Origin of the sequence: Enterobacter genomosp. O (assembly GCF_001022965.1) — a bacterium.
Taxonomy (GTDB): domain Bacteria; phylum Pseudomonadota; class Gammaproteobacteria; order Enterobacterales; family Enterobacteriaceae; genus Enterobacter; species Enterobacter cloacae_L.
Map to the genome: position 1 here is coordinate 605,734 of NZ_LECZ01000027.1, position 16,793 is coordinate 622,526.

A 16,793-nucleotide genomic window follows, 5' to 3' on the forward strand; every position below is an offset into this window, starting at 1 on the left:
TCAGAACAGATCGCTGCGCGATTTCAGCAGGGTTTCAACGTCTTTATCGACCTTAATATGGATCTCATGTTCGATTTTGACATTCATATTGATGGTAATCGGCTCCTTTGGCGCAGCGACTTCAATACGCGGCGTACAGCCGGTCAGTAGCGCGGCAACGGCAACGGTGAGCACACCAGCCATCTTTTTCATTGTTGTTCCTCACTTTCCTTGCCAGTCGAACTGCGGGGAGCAGGTATCGCCGCATGTTGCTCAAACCAGGTTTGCAGGTTGTCTCCAAAACGCAGGCTGCGCCAGAGGGTAAAGACATTCTCGTCATGGGTATAGTTCAGGTTGACGGAGCTGCTTTTGCCATCCACGCGGCTGGTCCCCTTGATGGTCGCCTGCATGGTTAATTCACCCAGGTTATCTAAATTGATTCTCGTCCACGAACGCGAAATTTCCATATAGCGGAGCCAGTTAATCGCCGCGCCCGCTACCATATTATCTTTCACGATGGCGTCTGCCGTGTCTTTATCGATGCGCAACGTCATGGGTCCCGGGTTGGTCAGCCAGCCATCTTTAATGATCCATTTTTCATTGTCCAGCCAGAACGGCAGCGCTCCGCTGACCGGGCCCGACATGGCAAACTGTTTCGGATTCACGGCGCCGATCAGTTCGCTCGAGGAGATATTGTCCACGCGCAGCAGGGCCGGATCGTGCTGCGGCATCCTCAGCTGCTGCATGGTGATCTTCCCGCCGAGGGTTTCCACCTTCACGTTGGTGAGCAGAAGCGGATTGTCCTCAGTCCAGGGATAGTCCCCCTGTAAGTCGGCGGTGATGTTGCGCGCGGTCACGAGGTTTACGACTTCGCCAATGCGTAACGTAACCGGGCCGCGCGTGCCCAGGGACCAGGTCCCCTCGCTAAAGCGGAACGGCAGTACAAAATCGACGCCGTTGATCTGGTTATCAGGCATCCAGGCGCTGCCGGATTTCAGTACCCCGTGGCCACCCGCTTCAAAGCCCTGATCGGCCGCCGCCGAGAAGGCGACCTGCGCATAGAGTTCCCCGTCGCGCAGCGTCATTTTCCAGTCCGGCGGGATCAGCGGCTGGAACACGGTGAGCGACTGTTTCGGCCACCAGGCCTGCCCGCGAAGACGTACGCCATCCCATCGACCATTAACCTGCACCGGGCCGATTTTGTCCGCATGGAGGTCGCCCTTAAACTGGAATATCGTCGGGTCGGTGCCGTCGACGCTGAAGGTCAGGACCGACGGAGGTAAAAAGCTGCCGCCGGAGAAACGGGTTTGGCCGGCGTTGAGCGACAGCGCGCCGCTGAAGCTCGGCTTAGCGGGATCGCGGAACCAGCGCACCGGCCTTTCCAGCACCAGGCGCGGTTTGCTGACTTCCATCGTGCCGTACTGGAGCTTGTCAAAACCGGTGGAGAGCGCCGTCAGCTCGATAAGCTTGTCGCGCCACTCGCCTTTTCCGGCGACATCCCAGCGGGCATTCATCGGCGTAAAGCCGCCTTTCCCCCAGTAGCGCCACTGCCACAGGCCGTTGTCAGGTAAAAAGTCGTTGGCCTGTCCGTCCAGGTGAAGTTCAAAATCACCCATTTCGTTTTCATGGGCGCGTAGAATGGCCTGTAGACGTCCGTCCACGCCCTTCTGCGTCAGCTTAACGCCCGCCAGCGGCCAGCGGATTTCATCGATATCGAGTGAGTTGACGATGCGCCCGCGCGAGCGGAGCAGCGCGCCCGGCTCAAAGTCGAGCTGCGGTTCATACAGGCTACCGGTCAGTTTTGCCGGCAATCTGGCGTAAAGAATGAGATCGTTTTGCTTCGCCTCGCCGCTCAGGTGCAGCGGCATGTCGCTGTTTTCCATGCTGAGCCTGCCGGGACCAATATTCAGTACCGCGTTGCCTTTGCCCGCATCGCCGTGAGTCAGCACGTTCAGTCTGCCGGTCAGGGTGGCTTTCTCCAGCCCCTGCTGCCAGTTGTCAGCGCGAAGCGAAACGCGCCCGCTCAGCGGCATACCGGAAAGATCCCAGTTCCAGCGTCCGTCGCTGATGTTCAGCTGTTCAGCGGTTACCTGCCACGGCAGGTCGAGCAGCGGATCGGGGTTGTCTCGCGCCATCACCACCAGTTGCCCCTGATTCTCTTCCCAGTCGAGATCGGCATCGACCAGGGACGTTAACTGTGGCACGTTAAAGGTCGCGACCGCGTGGCCCTTCACCGGCACGCCGTCCGGAACCAGCGGCAGGGTGAACTCGCCCACCAGCTTAATGGGCTGCGGTTGGTCAGGAAGCTGAATATCGAACTGGCTGACGGAGAGCGTCTGGCCGCGAAGCGTTCCTTTAATGCTGACCTGCTCGCCTTTATAGGCGATCTCCTGGCTTGAGGGGGTCAGCGACGCGTTCAGCTCACCCTGCCACTGCTGCCAGGGCGAAAGCGTCAGACGATGAACGGTGAGCCAGGTATTGGGCAATACCGCCTGCCACTGGGCCAGCGTTTTGGGGGCAACCGTCGACGGTGCGGACTGGGGAATTTTGCTGAGGCAGACGGAGTTTAAATCCAGCGCGCCAATATCCAGCTTCCAGCGGCTTGGATGTGACAGCGTCACGTTATTGATGCGGGCAATCTCGCAGTCTTCAACCAGATAGCGGAGATCGGGGATAACCAGCGCGTGACGAGTGAGCTTAGGGCTCTCTTCGAAGGCAATGCGCGTCCCGACAGGCAGCCAGATCCCGGCGAGCGTCGGTACCCACTGGGCGAGCGTCATCAGCAGCGTCAGCGGCAACAATATGAACAGCAGTAATAGCGCAAGTGCGGCTTTGTATTTACCCTTCATGGGCAGTTAATATCCTGATTTAGCGAAAGAATTAAGCCGGCAGTGCCGATCATTGTCGCATGTTTAGCCAGTTAGTTGAAGGGAATGCCATTTTTAAGGATAGATGCTCTAGAATAATTGATAGAACTTATTGAATTCAATAATATTTTAGAAATTGTAAGATAATTTTAATCATGCTAACGTGAATGTAAAATCACTGGAGAAAGTCTTATGAAACTCGCGGTATATAGCACAAAGCAGTACGACAAAAAGTATCTGCAACATGTTAACGAGGCTTACGGGTTTGAGCTTGAATTTTTCGACTTTCTGCTGTCCGAGAGAACCGCCAAAACGGCGCACGGCTGTGAAGGCGTCTGCATCTTTGTTAACGATGACGGCAGTCGTCCGGTGCTGGAGGAGTTGAAAAAACAGGGGGTGAAATACATCGCCCTGCGCTGTGCGGGCTTTAACAACGTGGACCTCGACGCGGCGAAAGAGCTGGGTCTGAAGGTGGTTCGCGTGCCGGCGTACTCCCCGGAAGCGGTCGCGGAACATGCGATTGGCATGATGATGTCGCTCAACCGTCGTATTCACCGCGCTTATCAGCGTACCCGTGACGCCAACTTCTCGCTGGAAGGGCTCACCGGCTTTACCATGTACGGCAAAACCGCCGGCGTGATCGGCACCGGTAAAATTGGCGTGGCCGCCCTGCGCATTCTGAAAGGCTTCGGCATGCGTCTGCTGGCGTTTGATCCGTACCCAAGCGCGGCGGCGCTGGATCTGGGCGTGGAGTACGTCGACCTGCCGACCCTGTTCTCCCAGTCTGACGTGATCTCCCTGCACTGCCCGCTGACGCCGGAAAACTACCACCTGCTTAACCAGGCGGCGTTTGACCAGATGAAAGACGGCGTGATGATCATCAACACCAGCCGCGGCGGGCTGGTTGACTCCCAGGCCGCTATCGAAGCGCTGAAAACCCAAAAAATTGGCGCGCTGGGGATGGACGTGTATGAGAACGAACGCGATCTGTTCTTTGAAGACAAGTCTAATGATGTGATTCAGGACGACGTGTTCCGTCGCCTCTCTGCCTGCCATAACGTGCTGTTTACCGGACACCAGGCGTTTCTGACCGCCGAAGCGCTGATCAGCATTTCGGAAACGACGCTGGGGAATTTGCAGCAGCTGGAAAAGGGTGAGGCCTGCCCTAACGAACTGGCTTAAGCCCAACGCCGGGTGGCGTCTATACCTCACCCGGCACGTTTGTTTCCCAGCTCCGGTGAGCAACGCGCCACCAGAGCAGGACGGCCAGCAAGGCAATCGCGCTCAGTACGCTGAATGCCGTCGCAAAAGAGTAGTGCCCCGCGATCGTGCCGGTTAACGCCGGACTCATGGATGCCCCAACCCCTTGCATCAGCATCACCACGCTCTGCCCGGCATTGACGTGCCCGCTTCCTCGCAACAGCACCACAATAAACGACGGTACCACGACACCCAGGATCCCGGCGGCCAGCCCGTCAAGAATTTGTACCGGAATCATCATTACGGGCGCATCCGTGGACGCCGCCAGCGCCGCGCGCACCGGCATCACCAGCAGCGCCAGCATAATTAAGCGCCAGTAGCCGTAACGCTCTATGCGATGCGCCACCCAGATGGCGACGGGGATCATCACCGCCTGAGAGATGATGACGGTGCCCGCCGCATACAGGCCGGGGTTAATCGAGGCCGGTGCCGCTGCCACCCTCATGCTCAGCATCGGCAGCAGCGCGGCGTTTGCCAGGTGGAACAGCAGCAGCGTCAGGCCGGTCACAAACAGCGCGCGGTTTTTCATCAGCACCGTAAAGCCGGGAACCGGCAGGCTCTCTGAAGAAGACAGCCCCCGCGCGGCATTGTTATCGATATCGCCGCTGCGAATGGCCAGCAGCGCGCACAGCGTTAGCAGCGTCGTGCAGGTCATCAGCAGGAATATCCCGCCGACGCCCCAGTACCAGGCGATGCCGCCTGCAATCAGTGCGGTGGCAAAGTTGCCGCCGTGATTAAACGCCTCATTTCTACCCATCTGCGCGCTGAATCCGCTCTGGCCGGTCAGCCCCAGCGTAATCCCCGCAATTAGCGGCCCGACAAACGCCGCACAGATACCCGTTACTATCTGCGAAATAGCCACGATACCGCTCTGCTGACTAAACCAGAGCAGAAGCGTACTGAGGGTGATGAGCAGGCACACCAGCGCCAGCACGGTCCGCTTGCTGCGGGAGGTGTCGGTGATGAACCCCGCCGGTAGCGTGGCCAGTAACCCCGCCAGCCCTCCTGCCGTCATCAGTATGCCGATATCATCGGGGGTCCAGTGACGTTCGGTCAGAAAAATACCGAGAAAGGGACCAAGGCCATCGCGAACATCCGCGATGAAAAAACTCGTCAGGCATAACGCCCGCAGCGAACGAAGAGACATACTTCCTGCCTGTAAGGTATCCGGCTCGCGTTCTGCGATGACCCGCAGCCAGACGATCGCACAATAAACTTAAAGACGTAGTGTAGCGGTGCTTTTTGAAAAACAAATGACGACCTAAAGAGAGGATTCACGTGGGAAGCTACGTGTCACACCAGCCTTCCATGAGCTGAAGCAAAATGTGAATAGCCGCCGGAAACATCAGCAGAACGAGTAAAACCGTCATTGCGGCAATCACCATTGGAAACTCCTTTTTAAATTTTTCATCCTACGAAATCGTAGACCGTATTTTTTAATTGTCACTGGCGCTCGGCTACTTTTCTCAATATTCACGGGGACGTGCTTTTAATAAGACATCCCCGTTAAGGTTTGATTAATTGACGCGTTTAAAACGCTGGAGTTTTACCGTTAAGCTGTGCTTTTGCTGATCAAATCGCAAAGTTCTCCGTCATCTGCTTCAGGGTTCTGGACTGCTCGGTCAGAGCCTGTGATGCCGCAGCGGACTGCTCGACAAGCGCCGCATTCCCCTGCGTCACCCCATCCATCTGGGTAACGGCCGTGCTGATTTGCATGATGCCCTGCATTTGCTCAACCGAGGCCATTGAAAGGCTATCCATCGCTTCTGCAAGCGTAGCCACGTTGCTGGCGGCGCGTAAAATCGTCTCTGCGGTTCTGGATGCGACCGACACACCGTTGTCGACATCCTCAACGGCATGCTCAATCAGGGCCCCAATTTCCTTTGACGCCGTTGCGCTGCGCTGAGCGAGATTCCTGACTTCTGTCGCCACCACGGCGAAGCCGCGGCCATGCTCACCGGCACGAGCAGCCTCGACTGCTGCGTTAAGCGCCAGGATATTCGTCTGGAAAGCAATCCCTTCAATAACGCTGGTGATTTCTTTAATCTTCAGGGCATTAGCCGAGATATTTTGCATCGTTTCGCTCATCTCGCCCACGGCAGACTCACCTTCGCGTGCCAGTGCCTCCGTCTTTCTCGCGGACGTTGCCGTGTGCTCTGCAACCTCGGTGTTATTGCGAACGGTCATCGTCAGCTGTTCCATGCTGGCGGCAGTCTGTTGCAACGCTGCCGCCTGTTCCTCGGTACGAGACGATAGCTCCATATTTCCCTGCTCGATCTCTCCGGCAGCGAGATCGACCGAGGCCGCTGCCTCTTTGATTTCAGCGACAAGCGTTTTCAACTGGGTCTGCATGTTGTCCAGAGCGGCAAGCAGCGCGCCGGTTTCGTCCATACGGGTAATACGTATGGTTGAGGTGAGATTGCCAGCAGCGATAGTATTCGCCGTATTTACGGCCTGCTTGAGCGGTCGGAGAATACTGCGCGAAAGCAGTATGCCCGTCAGCAGCGCGGTAATAACCGCAGCAATCATTCCCACGACAATCATCATTCGCGTTCGGAAGCGTTCTTCAGCCAGTCGGGTTTGGCGTTCAGCCATAATGCCATACTCATCACTCAGCGCTTGCTGAATAACGCCCCGCATGGCGTCCATTTGGGCTTTTCCGGTATTCCGCTCAACGTTATTGATAAATGAATCCATATTTTCGCCCCCGCGGGATACGCTCTCCCTGCGCTGGATTAACGGCTGTGCAAATGACCTTTTCCATTCCTCTTCAAGTCTGGAAAGGGATGTTAATTTCTGCAGCTGCGACGGATTATCACGCGTAAGCCCCGCAATCTCTTCTACTTTGCTTTTAAACCTCTCATCACCCTGCGTGAAAGGCTCAAGAACATCCTGGCTTCCGGTGAGCGCAAAACCTCGAATACCTGTTTCCATGTTGATCAGGCTTTCGGTCAGGGAGCGAAGATTATCGACCACTTTGTAGCTATGGACGTTGAGCTTGCTTACGGCCGTCACTCTGTCAAAGCTCAAATAGAGCAATCCGCAGACGACGGACATTAAAACCACAATTGCGCCAAATGCTATGGTAAGCCGGGTGCCGATGTTGAGATTTTTAAACATTACTCTTCCTTAATAATTAGCATAGGTTCATCTTCTGGAGATGAATTTTAATAACGGCTTATTTTTTGTGGTTAATGAAATCAGGAATCCATCATGCCCACACCCATGCTAATCGGCAGCGAAAATTAATACTTTAGATCGGAGTTAAATTATATTTATCACCTAACCAGGACAATTCTCATATTTTATTCGAGACTGTATTTATAACAAAATAAATAATTAAATAAACTTGCAGGCTTATTAAATTTGAGATTCTCGAAAACAGGCGGAATTGATATTATTTGATTTCAAAATATTAACAAATGTAAGTATTAGTTCGTTTTTTAAACATATAGGGCGTTAACGGTTTTTTATAAATAACCGGACCGCGCGGCCCGGTTTTACTTCCAGCCTGAACGCTTGCTATTCGCTCAGCCCGCGATTCTCCAGCATCGGTTCAATCTTCGGATCGTGCCCACGCCAGTTACGGTACAGTTCAGCTAAATCCGTACTGTTACCGCGAGACAGAATCGCCTCGCGGAATTTTTGCCCGTTTTCACGCGTCAGGCCGCCCTGCTCGACAAACCACTGGTAGCCATCGTCCGCGAGCATCTGCGTCCACAGGTAGGCGTAATACCCTGCCGCGTAGCCTCCGCCAAAGATATGGGCAAAATAGCTGCTGCGGTAGCGCGGCGGCACGGCGGGCAGATCCAGCCCCTCTTTTTTCAACGCTGCCGCTTCAAAATCCTCTACGCTCGAAACGGCTTCACTGATGCCGTGCCAGTTCATATCCAGCAGCGCGGCCCCCAGCAGCTCCGTCATGTCATAGCCTTTGTTGAAATGCGTCGCGTTGAGCATGCTTTCCCGCAGCGCGTCCGGCATCGGTTCACCGGTTTCGTAATGGCGGGCGTAGTGGGTAAACACCTGTGGATGGCTGGCCCAGTGCTCATTAATTTGTGACGGGAATTCAACGAAATCACGCGGCGTATTGGTGCCGGAGAGCGTGGCGAAACGCTGGCTGGCAAACAGGCCGTGCAGCGTATGGCCAAACTCGTGGAACAGGGTTATCACGTCATCCCAGGAGAGAAGCGCGACGCCGCCGTTCGCCGGTTTTTGGTAGTTACAGACGTTGTAGATCACCGGACGGGCAGCAAACTCGAAGGATTGCTCGACGAAATTCCCCATCCATGCCCCGCCCTGCTTGGAATCGCGCGCAAAGAAGTCGCCGTAAAACAGCGCCATGCCTTCTCCCGTATGGTCGAAAATTTCCCATACGCGGACGTCCGGGTGATAAACCGGAATATCGAAGCGCTCGACGAAGCGGATGCCAAACAGCTGGCTGGCCGCCCAGAATACGCCATCCTGCAGCACGGTGTTGAGCGCGAAATAAGGCCTGATTTGCGACTCATCGAGGGCATATTTTGCCTGACGCACGCGCTCCGCGTAAAAAGCCCAGTCCCAGGCCTGCACGGTGAAACCACCCTGCTCGTCATTAATAACCTTCTGAATATCGGCCTGCTCGCGCTCCGCGCGGGCGCGGGCGGCAGGCACAATACCGCGCATAAATTCCAGCGCGGCTTCCGGGGTTTTCGCCATCTGATCGGCGGTGCTCCAGCTGGCGTAATCCTCAAAGCCCAGCAGGCGGGCCTGTCGCGCGCGCAGCGCCGTCAGGCGAAGGATCAGCGCGCGGGTGTCGTTTTCATCCCCTTTCTGGGTACGCGTCCAGCCTGCGTTAAACAGGTTTTCGCGCGTCTGACGATTGCGCAGCGCTGAAAGCGCGGGCTGCTGGGTGGTGTTCAGAAGCGGGATCAGCCAGCGATCGTTTAGCCCCCGCTCCGCGGCAGCCTGCGCAGCGTCAGCGATCTCAGCGGCGCTCAGCCCATCAAGCTGGTGGGCATAATCCACCACCAGCCCGCCCGTCTTATCGGCAGCCAGCAGACGCTGATTAAACTGGCTGGTCAGGGAGGCCGCCTCGGTATTCAGCGCCTTCAGCTCGGCTTTTTCTGCCTCATTCAGACGCGCGCCGGCCAGAATAAACCGCTGATACATATCCTCTACCAGCCGGTGTGATTCGGCATCCAGCACGGCGCGGTCCTGCCAGACGCTCTCCACGCGGGCGAAAAGCACGTCGTTCAGCCAGATATCGTTCGCCAGTTCGGCAAGCTCGGTAGAGAACTGTTCCTCCAGCTCCTGCAGGTACGCATTGGTGTGCGCGGAGGTCATGGCGAAGAAAACGCTGCTGACGCGCGAGAGCAAAGCGCCGCTTTTCTCCAGCGCCAGCACGGTATTGTTGAAATCTGGGGCTGCGGTTTGAGAGATAATGGCGTCAACGTCCGCGCGCTTCTGGCGCAGGGCTTCATCGAAAGCCGGACGATAGTGGCTGTCGTTGATTTCATCAAAATGGGGAGCCTGATATGGCAACAGGCTGATTTCAAAAAAGGGATTGGTGGCCGTCATCTTTCACTCCTGAGTACGGGTATCCTCCCAGAGTAGGCCAGGCCGCCATCCCCTGCAATGCTGTCATACAAATGTTGCCTTAACGCACCCTCTGCGGCCGTGCTATGTTAGTACAACACAAAAAGCGTTGAGGAACAGTGAGATGATTATTTTAGTTACCGGGGCAACGGCAGGTTTTGGTGAAAGCATCACGCGTCGCTTCGTCGCCAACGGGCATAAGGTTATTGCGACCGGCCGCCGTCAGGAACGTCTGCAGGAGCTGAAAGACGAGTTAGGCGACAGCATCCTGACCGCGCAGCTGGACGTACGTAACCGCGCGGCCATTGAAGAGATGATTGCCAAACTGCCCGCCGAGTGGCGCGCCATCGACGTGCTGGTCAACAATGCCGGTCTGGCGCTGGGCATGGAGCCCGCCCATAAAGCCAGCGTGGAAGACTGGGAAAACATGATCGACACCAATAATAAAGGCCTGGTCTATATGACCCGCGCGGTCCTGCCGGGCATGGTCGAGCGCAACCGCGGCCACATTATCAATATCGGCTCCACCGCCGGGAGCTGGCCTTACGCGGGCGGCAACGTCTATGGCGCGACGAAAGCGTTTGTGCGTCAGTTCAGCCTTAACCTGCGTACCGATCTGCACGGCACCGCCATTCGCGTCACCGATATCGAGCCGGGTCTGGTAGGTGGCACCGAGTTTTCCAACGTCCGATTCAAAGGCGATGACGCGAAAGCGGGCAAGACCTACGAAAATGCTAACGCGCTGACGCCGGAAGATGTCACCGAAACGGTCTGGTGGGTGGCAACGCTGCCAAAACACGTCAACATCAATACCGTAGAAATGATGCCAGTCAGCCAGAGTTTTGGCGGACTTAGCGTCCATCGTGGCTAAATGTGCCCTTCCCGGCCTGCGGGCCGGGTCTGTTTCGGGTCATAAAAGAATGGTAGTATGTTCAGGCTAACTCTCTGAGAAATGACAACTCATGGCCGCTGAATCGCAACTTAATCCCACCCAGCCCGTAAACCAGCAAATCTATCGCATTTTGCGACGTGATATTGTCCACTGCCTGATCCCGCCGGGAACGCCGCTTTCTGAAAAAGAGGTGTCCGTGCGTTTTGACGTTTCCCGCCAGCCGGTGCGTGAAGCCTTTATTAAGCTTGCGGAAAACGGCCTGATTCAAATCCGTCCGCAGCGCGGCAGCTACGTGAACAAAATTTCACTTTCTCAGGTTCGTAACGGGTGTTTCGTTCGCCAGGCCATTGAATGCGCGGTGGCGCGCCGTGCCGCGGCGCTCATCAACGACAACCAGTGTTACCTGCTTGAGCAGAACCTGCATCAGCAGCGCATTGCGATTGACCGTAAGCAGCTCAATGACTTCTTTCAGCTTGATGATGAATTCCACCAGAAACTGGCGCAAATTGCGGATTGCCAGCTAGCCTGGGACACCATCGAAAACATCAAGGCCACCATTGACCGCGTGCGCTACATGAGCCTCGATCACGTTTCGCCGCCGGAAATGTTGCTCCGGCAGCATCATGATATTTTCAGCGCGCTTGAAAAACGCGACCAGGACGGCGTGGAAAAAGCGATGACGCTGCACCTGCAGGAAATTAGCGAGTCCGTGCAGCTTATTCGTCAGGAAAATAGCGAGTGGTTTAGCGAAGAGTAATATTACGCCGCCCCCTTTCGGGCGCGGCGATAGGGTTAACGAACGACTAACACCGGAATCGTGGCGTAGCGCAGGATTGTTTCGGCATTTGAGCCCAGCAAATGCGTAGTGATGCTCGGATTTTTCGACCCGATGACGATGACGTCATATTCCCCCTCTTTGCTGAGCCTGATGATTTCATCGCGGACGTTGCCAAAGCGAACCATGCTGTGAATATTCTCAGGAGAGATATCGAACAGCCTTTTAAGCTCGTTCATTTTCTTCCCGGATTCTGCGGTCATATACTCTTCAAACTTTTTAATATCGGCATTGAATCCCCGCAGCAGAGACCGACTGCTGGCAGGCAGAATGTTGACCAGGGTAATCGAGGCGCCCTCAGCCTTCGCAAGGTTAGCCGCGTGGCGCACCGCTTTGTCGCTCAAATCCATTTCAAACACATCAACAGGCATCAAAATCTTCTTATACATAAGCCTGACTCCTTATTCCAATGAAAGGGTTATTTCCTGAACCCAGCATGACACCGGGAATATAAACCAACCCTCAACGCTTCCCTGTCGAAACTATCAGTAAAAGAAAATAACTGTCTGGTTTGTAAATTACCGTCGTGAACGGTCACCGCCCGGCACAATAAAGAAAAAAGTGTGAGTTTGATCAAAAACAAAAAAATGAAGCGCGGACAGGCGTATTTATATGCCCCGTGAACGGCAAACCTGAAATAGCGCCGTAACGAACAGGTTAGAGAGGAGAAAATACCATGATGACATACGACCGTAACCGCAATGCAATCACCACTGGCAGCCGCGTCATGATTAGCGGCACAAACCAGTTCGGCGTGATTAAAGCGATCCACAGCGACGGCCTCAATGCCGAGCAGGTGCGTCGTAGTAAAACGGTGGAAGTGGAAGGATGCGAAGGTAAGTTCGAACCGATCGAGCTGATTCGCCTGGGCATGCACTAAACCGCGTGCAGACATGCCGCCGCGCACGGCGGCATGTGCTGAATTACCGTTGAGACACGTACTGGGCCACGGTCGCTTTCGCGCCCTTTTGCAGTAACGTCTGGTATGCCTTCATCACCGCATCAACAAAGACTGATTCCTGCGGTAACTCTTTGCCGAAGATGGCCTCGATGCCGAGCAGCGCGTTGACCCGACTCTCCCCCTCCGTACTTCCCTTCACTGCCGCCTGAATCACCGCCAGCTGCGGGTCGCTCACGTCGATGGCGTTACCCTGCTCATCCACGCCGCCGACATAGCGCATCCAGCCAGCCACACCCAGCGCCAGCAGTGGGAAAGGTTTCTGGTCCACAAGGTGCCAGCGCACGGAATCCAGCATGCGCTGCGGAAGCTTCTGGCTGCCGTCCATCGCGATTTGCCAGGTACGGTGGCGCAGGGCCGGGTTGCTGTAGCGGGCAATTAGCAGATCGGCATAGCGCCCTAAATCAACGCCTTTCACTTTTAAGGTTGGCGCCTGTTCGTTAAGCATCAGCGCGTGGGCGGCGACGCGGTAGTTCTCATCTTCCATACACTCGTTGATATGCTGATAACCCGCCAGATATCCCAGGTACGCCAGGAACGAGTGGCTGCCATTGAGCATGCGCAGCTTCATCTCTTCAAACGGAATGACGTCTGACACCAGCTCGGCTCCGGCTTTTTCCCATTCGGGACGCCCGGCGACAAAGTTATCTTCAATCACCCACTGGCGGAACGGTTCACAGGCCACCGCGGCGGGATCGCGTACGCCGGTCAGCTGTTCGATTTTATCCAGCGTATCGGGCGTAACCGCGGGCACGATACGATCCACCATGGTGGACGGGAAGGTAACGTGGGCTTCGATCCAGTCCGCCAGCTCGCCGTCTACCGCGCGGGCGTAAGCGCACGTCACGTTGCGCATCACGTGGCCGTTCTCCGGCATGTTGTCGCAGGACATCACGCTGAACGCAGGCAGGCCCGCCGCTTTGCGCCGCGCCAGCGCTTCCACCACCACGCCAGGCGCGGATTTTGGCTGGTGCGGGTTTTGCAGGTCGGCAACGATAAACGGGTGATCGAGCATCAGTTGTCCGGTCGCCGGCGAATGACAGTACCCTTTCTCGGTGATGGTTAGCGAGACAATCGCCACCTGCGGTTCGCACATCGCGGCCAGCACGGTCTCGAGCCCGTCGACCTGCGCATGCAGCGCCTTTTTGACGACGCCAACCACGCGGGATGTCCACGCATCGGCGGACATTTCCGCCACGGTATAGAGCTTATCCTGCGCGTTCAGATCGGCAATCTGCTGCTCGCCGCCAATCAGGTTAACCTCGCAGTAGCCCCAGTCGCTGCCCTGCTCAGCCGCGAGAATGTCGGCATAGACCGCCTGATGCGCGCGGTGAAAAGCGCCAAACCCTAAATGAACAATGCGTGCTTTGAGGCTGTTGCGATCGTACTGAGGCAGCGTCGCCCTGGACTGTAATAACGTGTTTTCCATGATTAAGACTCGTTAATTAGAAAGCTGTGGATCGCTGCCGCTTTTTCTGAAGCGGCAGCGCCTGCTGACTACACCAACTAGAATGGCAGTCGGGGTAAGAGATTGCTGACATCCACCATACTGATAATGCCGTTTGTCATTTTGATTTATATTAACTTTTGGTCAGGTGGTGTGACATGAATATCAAGCTGTGTGATAGATTTCAAAAGATATAAACCATCACCACTCTTCTGAAATTAATGTTTTCCCCACTCCTGATACTCGCTCTCGCGCCGACGAGGCGCAGTTTCAGGCAGGGTCAACAGGCCTACCACCGAGATCGCGCCAAGGACAATGACGTAGGCCGCCATGCCATAGTAGTGGCCGTGCGTCATTTGCAATATTTTAACCGCCACCAGGCCCAGAACGCCGCTGCCAATGAGCGAGCCCACCTGCCAGATCAACGCAATGCCGCTACAGCGGATATGGGTCGGGAACAGTTCCGGAAAATAGGATGCCTGCGGGGCATAGCACATGCTGTGGCCGAAGGTAATCACGGCAATCATCGCTATTTGCGTCAGCCAGTAGCTGTCCTGATTGATAGCCATAAAGAACGGCACGATAGCCACTACCTGGAGAAGTGCACCCATAATGTAAACCGGCTTGCGGCCAATCCTGTCGCTGAGCGCGCCCATGAGCGGAATCGCAATAATCTCCAGCAGAACAGCAACAATCATCGTTTCCATCAGGATCGTGGCGCTGAGACCGTTGGCTTTCCCGTAGGCCAGCACGATAACCGTAAACATCGCGAACGTGCAGGCTTCAATCAGCTTGGCACAGACCCCTTTTGCCACAATACCCGGATAATCTCGTACCACTTCTATCACCGGGCGAGACTCTACGGCTTTGGTCTCACGGATTTTGGCAAACACCGGAGACTCATCAATGCGCAGACGAATAAACAAACCAACCAGCACCAGCACCGCGCTGAGCAGGAACGGAATGCGCCAGCCGTAGCTCATCATCTCTTCAGGCGTCAGGACGATGTTGAGCAAGGCAAACAAGGCCATCGGCAGCAGGAAACCCGCCGGCGCCCCTACCTGTACCCAGCTGGCAAAGAATCCGCGTCGTTTGGGCGTAGCGTATTCAGCCGTCATCAGGACCGCGCCCGCCTGCTCGCCGCCCACGCCAAACCCCTGCAGTATGCGGATCAAAATCAGTAATACCGGTGCCCAGATGCCAATTTTTTCATACGTAGGCAGAAGGCCGATACAAAATGTCCCTAGCCCAACGATCAGGATAGTCATCACCAGCGCTTTTTTACGTCCGACTTTATCGCCAATATGGCCGAACACAATGCCGCCGACAGGACGAGCCAGGAAGCCCACCGCATAGGTTGCGAAGGCGGCAAGCGTGCTAATCAGCGGGTCGCTGCTCGGGAAAAAAAGATGACCGAAAAACAGCACCGCGGCCGTGCCATAGGCAAAGAAGTCGTAATACTCGGCCGCGGTACCAATCGCCGAAGCGGTCGCCACGCGCTTGATAACAGGGGTATTATCCACTTCATTTTTTACATCAACTGAACTCACCATGTGTTTGTTCCTGCCAAAAAGATGTTAAATGAATCGCGTGCTGCGTTGGGATAACCCCTGCTGCGCCGTGTGTTCCGCAGCGTCTTCTGCAAGACTCAAATCACGGTCCCGCACTTCTGGCATCAGGATCGCCGAGATCAGCCCAATCACGGAATAGGCCACCAGCATGGCAACAATTGGCCACCAGGAGCCGGTCATATTGCAGAAGATCCCCGCCAGCACCGGACCAAAGCCCACCGCCACCAGACCGCCCGCCTCTTTTGAGATAGCCATGCGGGTAAAGCGATTCCGTGAACCAAACATCTCCGCCATGGTGATATTTTCCAGCGCAAACAGCCCCAGCACGGCGAAGTTATGGATAACGATGATAGAGAGCATAATCGTCCCCGGCGCATAGCTCTTATCGACGATAATCGACAGCATCGGGTAGGCCAGAATAATGGCTGAGATATTGAGGATAATGTACGGCAGACGGCGCCCCACTTTATCGGAAAGCCAGCCCAGCAGCGGGATGGAGATAAACCCGAGAATGGAGCTGATCATCAGCGCGTCGGTAGGGATGGCTTTATCGAACAGCAGCGTCTGGACCAGATACCCGGCGAGGAAGGTCTGGATCAGCCCCGAGTTACCCGCCTGACCAAACCGCAGGCCGGTCGCCAGCCAGAAGGATTTACTTTTCACCATGGCGCTCAGCGAGGTGTCCGGCACCGCGCGTTCTTCGTCATTTACTTTCTCGAAGACCGGGCTCTCTTTCAGGTTCATTCGCAGCCAGATGGCAAAAATCATCACCACAACGCTGGCGAGGAACGGCACGCGCCAGCCCCAGGCGAGCAGCTGTTCGCGGTCGAGGGCGAAGAACATAATGGCCCAGATAGCCGTTGCGCTCAGCGTCCCGCAGTTGGTGCCCATCGCCACCAGCGAGGAGATGATGCCGCGTTTTCCTTTTGGCGCGTATTCCGCCAGCATGGTCCCGGCCCCGGAGATCTCGGCCCCGGCACCCAGCCCCTGAATAATACGCAGCGTCACCAGCAGAACCGGGGCAAAAATACCGATATGCGCGTAAGTCGGCAGGACGCCAATCAGCGTGGTGCAGATCCCCATCATGGTGATGGTGATAAACAGCACCTTCTTACGGCCGATGCTGTCGCCCATTCGGCCGAAAATAAAGGCTCCAACAATGCGCGCAATATACCCTGCGCCGTAGGTTCCCATCGCCAGGATCAGCGCCATCGCGGCAGACTGTTCCGGGAAGAAGATCTCATGGAAGACCAGGGCCGCCCCCAGCGAGTAAAGCTGAAAGTCCATAAACTCCAGGGCGGTGCCCAGCCAGCCGGAAACGGCGGCTTTCACCAGATCGGAGGTGGTTCTTTGAGGTTGTGCTTGCGTCATAATGGCTATCTCTGAAAGGTAAGATGCGTACCACTTAGA

Annotated in this window: 13 protein-coding genes; 4 read left to right on the forward strand and 9 right to left on the reverse strand. The window is 55.8% G+C overall.

Annotation, left to right across the window (positions count from 1 at the left end; translation table 11 throughout):
* On the reverse strand, positions 1 to 192 hold the full coding sequence (locus tag ABR39_RS21640; protein WP_014169918.1) for a YnbE family lipoprotein: 192 nt from the start codon (positions 190 to 192) through the stop codon (positions 1 to 3).
* Positions 189 to 2,828 carry a YdbH family protein gene (locus tag ABR39_RS21645; RefSeq protein ID WP_047348664.1) on the reverse strand — a complete coding sequence of 880 codons (2,640 nt, stop codon included), beginning with the start codon at positions 2,826 to 2,828 and terminating at the stop codon, positions 189 to 191. The genes ABR39_RS21640 and ABR39_RS21645 overlap by 4 nt, the downstream gene beginning before the upstream one ends.
* A 210-nt stretch (positions 2,829 to 3,038) precedes the next feature.
* On the opposite strand from ABR39_RS21645, the gene ABR39_RS21650 reads away from it, so the two are divergent.
* Positions 3,039 to 4,028: a 2-hydroxyacid dehydrogenase gene (locus ABR39_RS21650; protein ID WP_047348665.1), complete on the forward strand. Its 990-nt coding sequence runs from the start codon at positions 3,039 to 3,041 to the stop codon at positions 4,026 to 4,028.
* Positions 4,029 to 4,047: 19 nt separating this feature from the next.
* On the opposite strand, the gene ABR39_RS21655 is transcribed toward ABR39_RS21650, so the two are convergent.
* The 3 genes from ABR39_RS21655 to dcp all read right to left on the reverse strand — a co-directional run bounded on the left by ABR39_RS21655 (position 4,048) and on the right by dcp (position 9,662).
* Entirely contained in the window at positions 4,048 to 5,253 is a 1,206-nt protein-coding gene (locus ABR39_RS21655) for an MFS transporter (protein ID WP_047348666.1), read from the reverse strand.
* Between the two features lie 425 nt (positions 5,254 to 5,678).
* Complete coding sequence (locus ABR39_RS21660; protein WP_047348667.1) at positions 5,679 to 7,226, reverse strand: methyl-accepting chemotaxis protein; 1,548 nt, start codon at positions 7,224 to 7,226, stop codon at positions 5,679 to 5,681.
* A gap of 402 nt (positions 7,227 to 7,628) precedes the next feature.
* Positions 7,629 to 9,662, reverse strand: coding sequence for a peptidyl-dipeptidase Dcp (dcp, locus tag ABR39_RS21665; RefSeq protein WP_047348668.1), 2,034 nt, complete (start codon positions 9,660 to 9,662; stop codon positions 7,629 to 7,631).
* A 142-nt stretch (positions 9,663 to 9,804) separates the two neighbouring features.
* Here dcp and ydfG point away from each other — a divergent pair, with 142 nt between their 5' ends.
* Both ydfG and ABR39_RS21675 read left to right on the forward strand, forming a co-directional pair.
* The gene (gene ydfG, locus ABR39_RS21670; protein ID WP_047348669.1) at positions 9,805 to 10,551 is read left to right on the forward strand and encodes a bifunctional NADP-dependent 3-hydroxy acid dehydrogenase/3-hydroxypropionate dehydrogenase YdfG; all 747 of its coding nucleotides are present in this window, start codon (positions 9,805 to 9,807) and stop codon (positions 10,549 to 10,551) included.
* 91 nt (positions 10,552 to 10,642) lie between these two features.
* Entirely contained in the window at positions 10,643 to 11,329 is a 687-nt protein-coding gene (locus ABR39_RS21675; RefSeq protein ID WP_047348670.1) for a GntR family transcriptional regulator, read from the forward strand.
* A gap of 35 nt (positions 11,330 to 11,364) precedes the next feature.
* On the opposite strand, the gene ABR39_RS21680 is transcribed toward ABR39_RS21675, so the two are convergent.
* Positions 11,365 to 11,796: a universal stress protein gene (locus ABR39_RS21680; protein ID WP_047348671.1), complete on the reverse strand. Its 432-nt coding sequence runs from the start codon at positions 11,794 to 11,796 to the stop codon at positions 11,365 to 11,367.
* 287 nt (positions 11,797 to 12,083) lie between these two features.
* On the opposite strand from ABR39_RS21680, the gene ydfZ reads away from it, so the two are divergent.
* Positions 12,084 to 12,287 (forward strand): putative selenium delivery protein YdfZ, encoded by a 204-nt coding sequence (gene ydfZ / locus ABR39_RS21685; protein WP_025757991.1) that lies wholly within the window; start codon positions 12,084 to 12,086, stop codon positions 12,285 to 12,287.
* 43 nt (positions 12,288 to 12,330) lie between these two features.
* Here ydfZ and ABR39_RS21690 read toward each other — a convergent pair whose 3' ends face one another.
* The 3 genes from ABR39_RS21690 to ABR39_RS21700 form a co-directional block, all read right to left on the reverse strand.
* The gene (locus ABR39_RS21690; protein ID WP_047348672.1) at positions 12,331 to 13,794 is read right to left on the reverse strand and encodes a mannitol dehydrogenase family protein; all 1,464 of its coding nucleotides are present in this window, start codon (positions 13,792 to 13,794) and stop codon (positions 12,331 to 12,333) included.
* Between the two features lie 236 nt (positions 13,795 to 14,030).
* On the reverse strand, positions 14,031 to 15,365 hold the full coding sequence (locus ABR39_RS21695) for an MFS transporter (RefSeq protein WP_047348673.1): 1,335 nt from the start codon (positions 15,363 to 15,365) through the stop codon (positions 14,031 to 14,033).
* A 24-nt stretch (positions 15,366 to 15,389) separates the two neighbouring features.
* A complete protein-coding gene (locus ABR39_RS21700) occupies positions 15,390 to 16,754 on the reverse strand; it encodes an MFS transporter (protein ID WP_047348674.1) in 1,365 nt (454 codons plus the stop codon).
* Between the last annotated feature and the right edge of the window lie 39 nt (positions 16,755 to 16,793).

Excerpts from the sequence above, each read along its gene's own strand:
- ABR39_RS21690 (WP_047348672.1), bottom strand. The coding sequence starts at position 13,794 with ATGGAAAACACGTTATTACAGTCCAGGGCGACGCTGCCTCAGTACGAT.
- ABR39_RS21675 (WP_047348670.1), top strand. The coding sequence starts at position 10,643 with ATGGCCGCTGAATCGCAACTTAATCCCACCCAGCCCGTAAACCAGCAA.
- ABR39_RS21645 (WP_047348664.1), bottom strand. The coding sequence starts at position 2,828 with ATGAAGGGTAAATACAAAGCCGCACTTGCGCTATTACTGCTGTTCATA.
- ydfZ (WP_025757991.1), top strand. The coding sequence starts at position 12,084 with ATGATGACATACGACCGTAACCGCAATGCAATCACCACTGGCAGCCGC.
- ABR39_RS21695 (WP_047348673.1), bottom strand. The coding sequence starts at position 15,365 with ATGGTGAGTTCAGTTGATGTAAAAAATGAAGTGGATAATACCCCTGTT.
- ABR39_RS21640 (WP_014169918.1), bottom strand. The coding sequence starts at position 192 with ATGAAAAAGATGGCTGGTGTGCTCACCGTTGCCGTTGCCGCGCTACTG.
- ABR39_RS21650 (WP_047348665.1), top strand. The coding sequence starts at position 3,039 with ATGAAACTCGCGGTATATAGCACAAAGCAGTACGACAAAAAGTATCTG.
- dcp (WP_047348668.1), bottom strand. The coding sequence starts at position 9,662 with ATGACGGCCACCAATCCCTTTTTTGAAATCAGCCTGTTGCCATATCAG.
- ABR39_RS21700 (WP_047348674.1), bottom strand. The coding sequence starts at position 16,754 with ATGACGCAAGCACAACCTCAAAGAACCACCTCCGATCTGGTGAAAGCC.
- ABR39_RS21680 (WP_047348671.1), bottom strand. The coding sequence starts at position 11,796 with ATGTATAAGAAGATTTTGATGCCTGTTGATGTGTTTGAAATGGATTTG.
- ydfG (WP_047348669.1), top strand. The coding sequence starts at position 9,805 with ATGATTATTTTAGTTACCGGGGCAACGGCAGGTTTTGGTGAAAGCATC.
- ABR39_RS21660 (WP_047348667.1), bottom strand. The coding sequence starts at position 7,226 with ATGTTTAAAAATCTCAACATCGGCACCCGGCTTACCATAGCATTTGGC.
- ABR39_RS21655 (WP_047348666.1), bottom strand. The coding sequence starts at position 5,253 with ATGTCTCTTCGTTCGCTGCGGGCGTTATGCCTGACGAGTTTTTTCATC.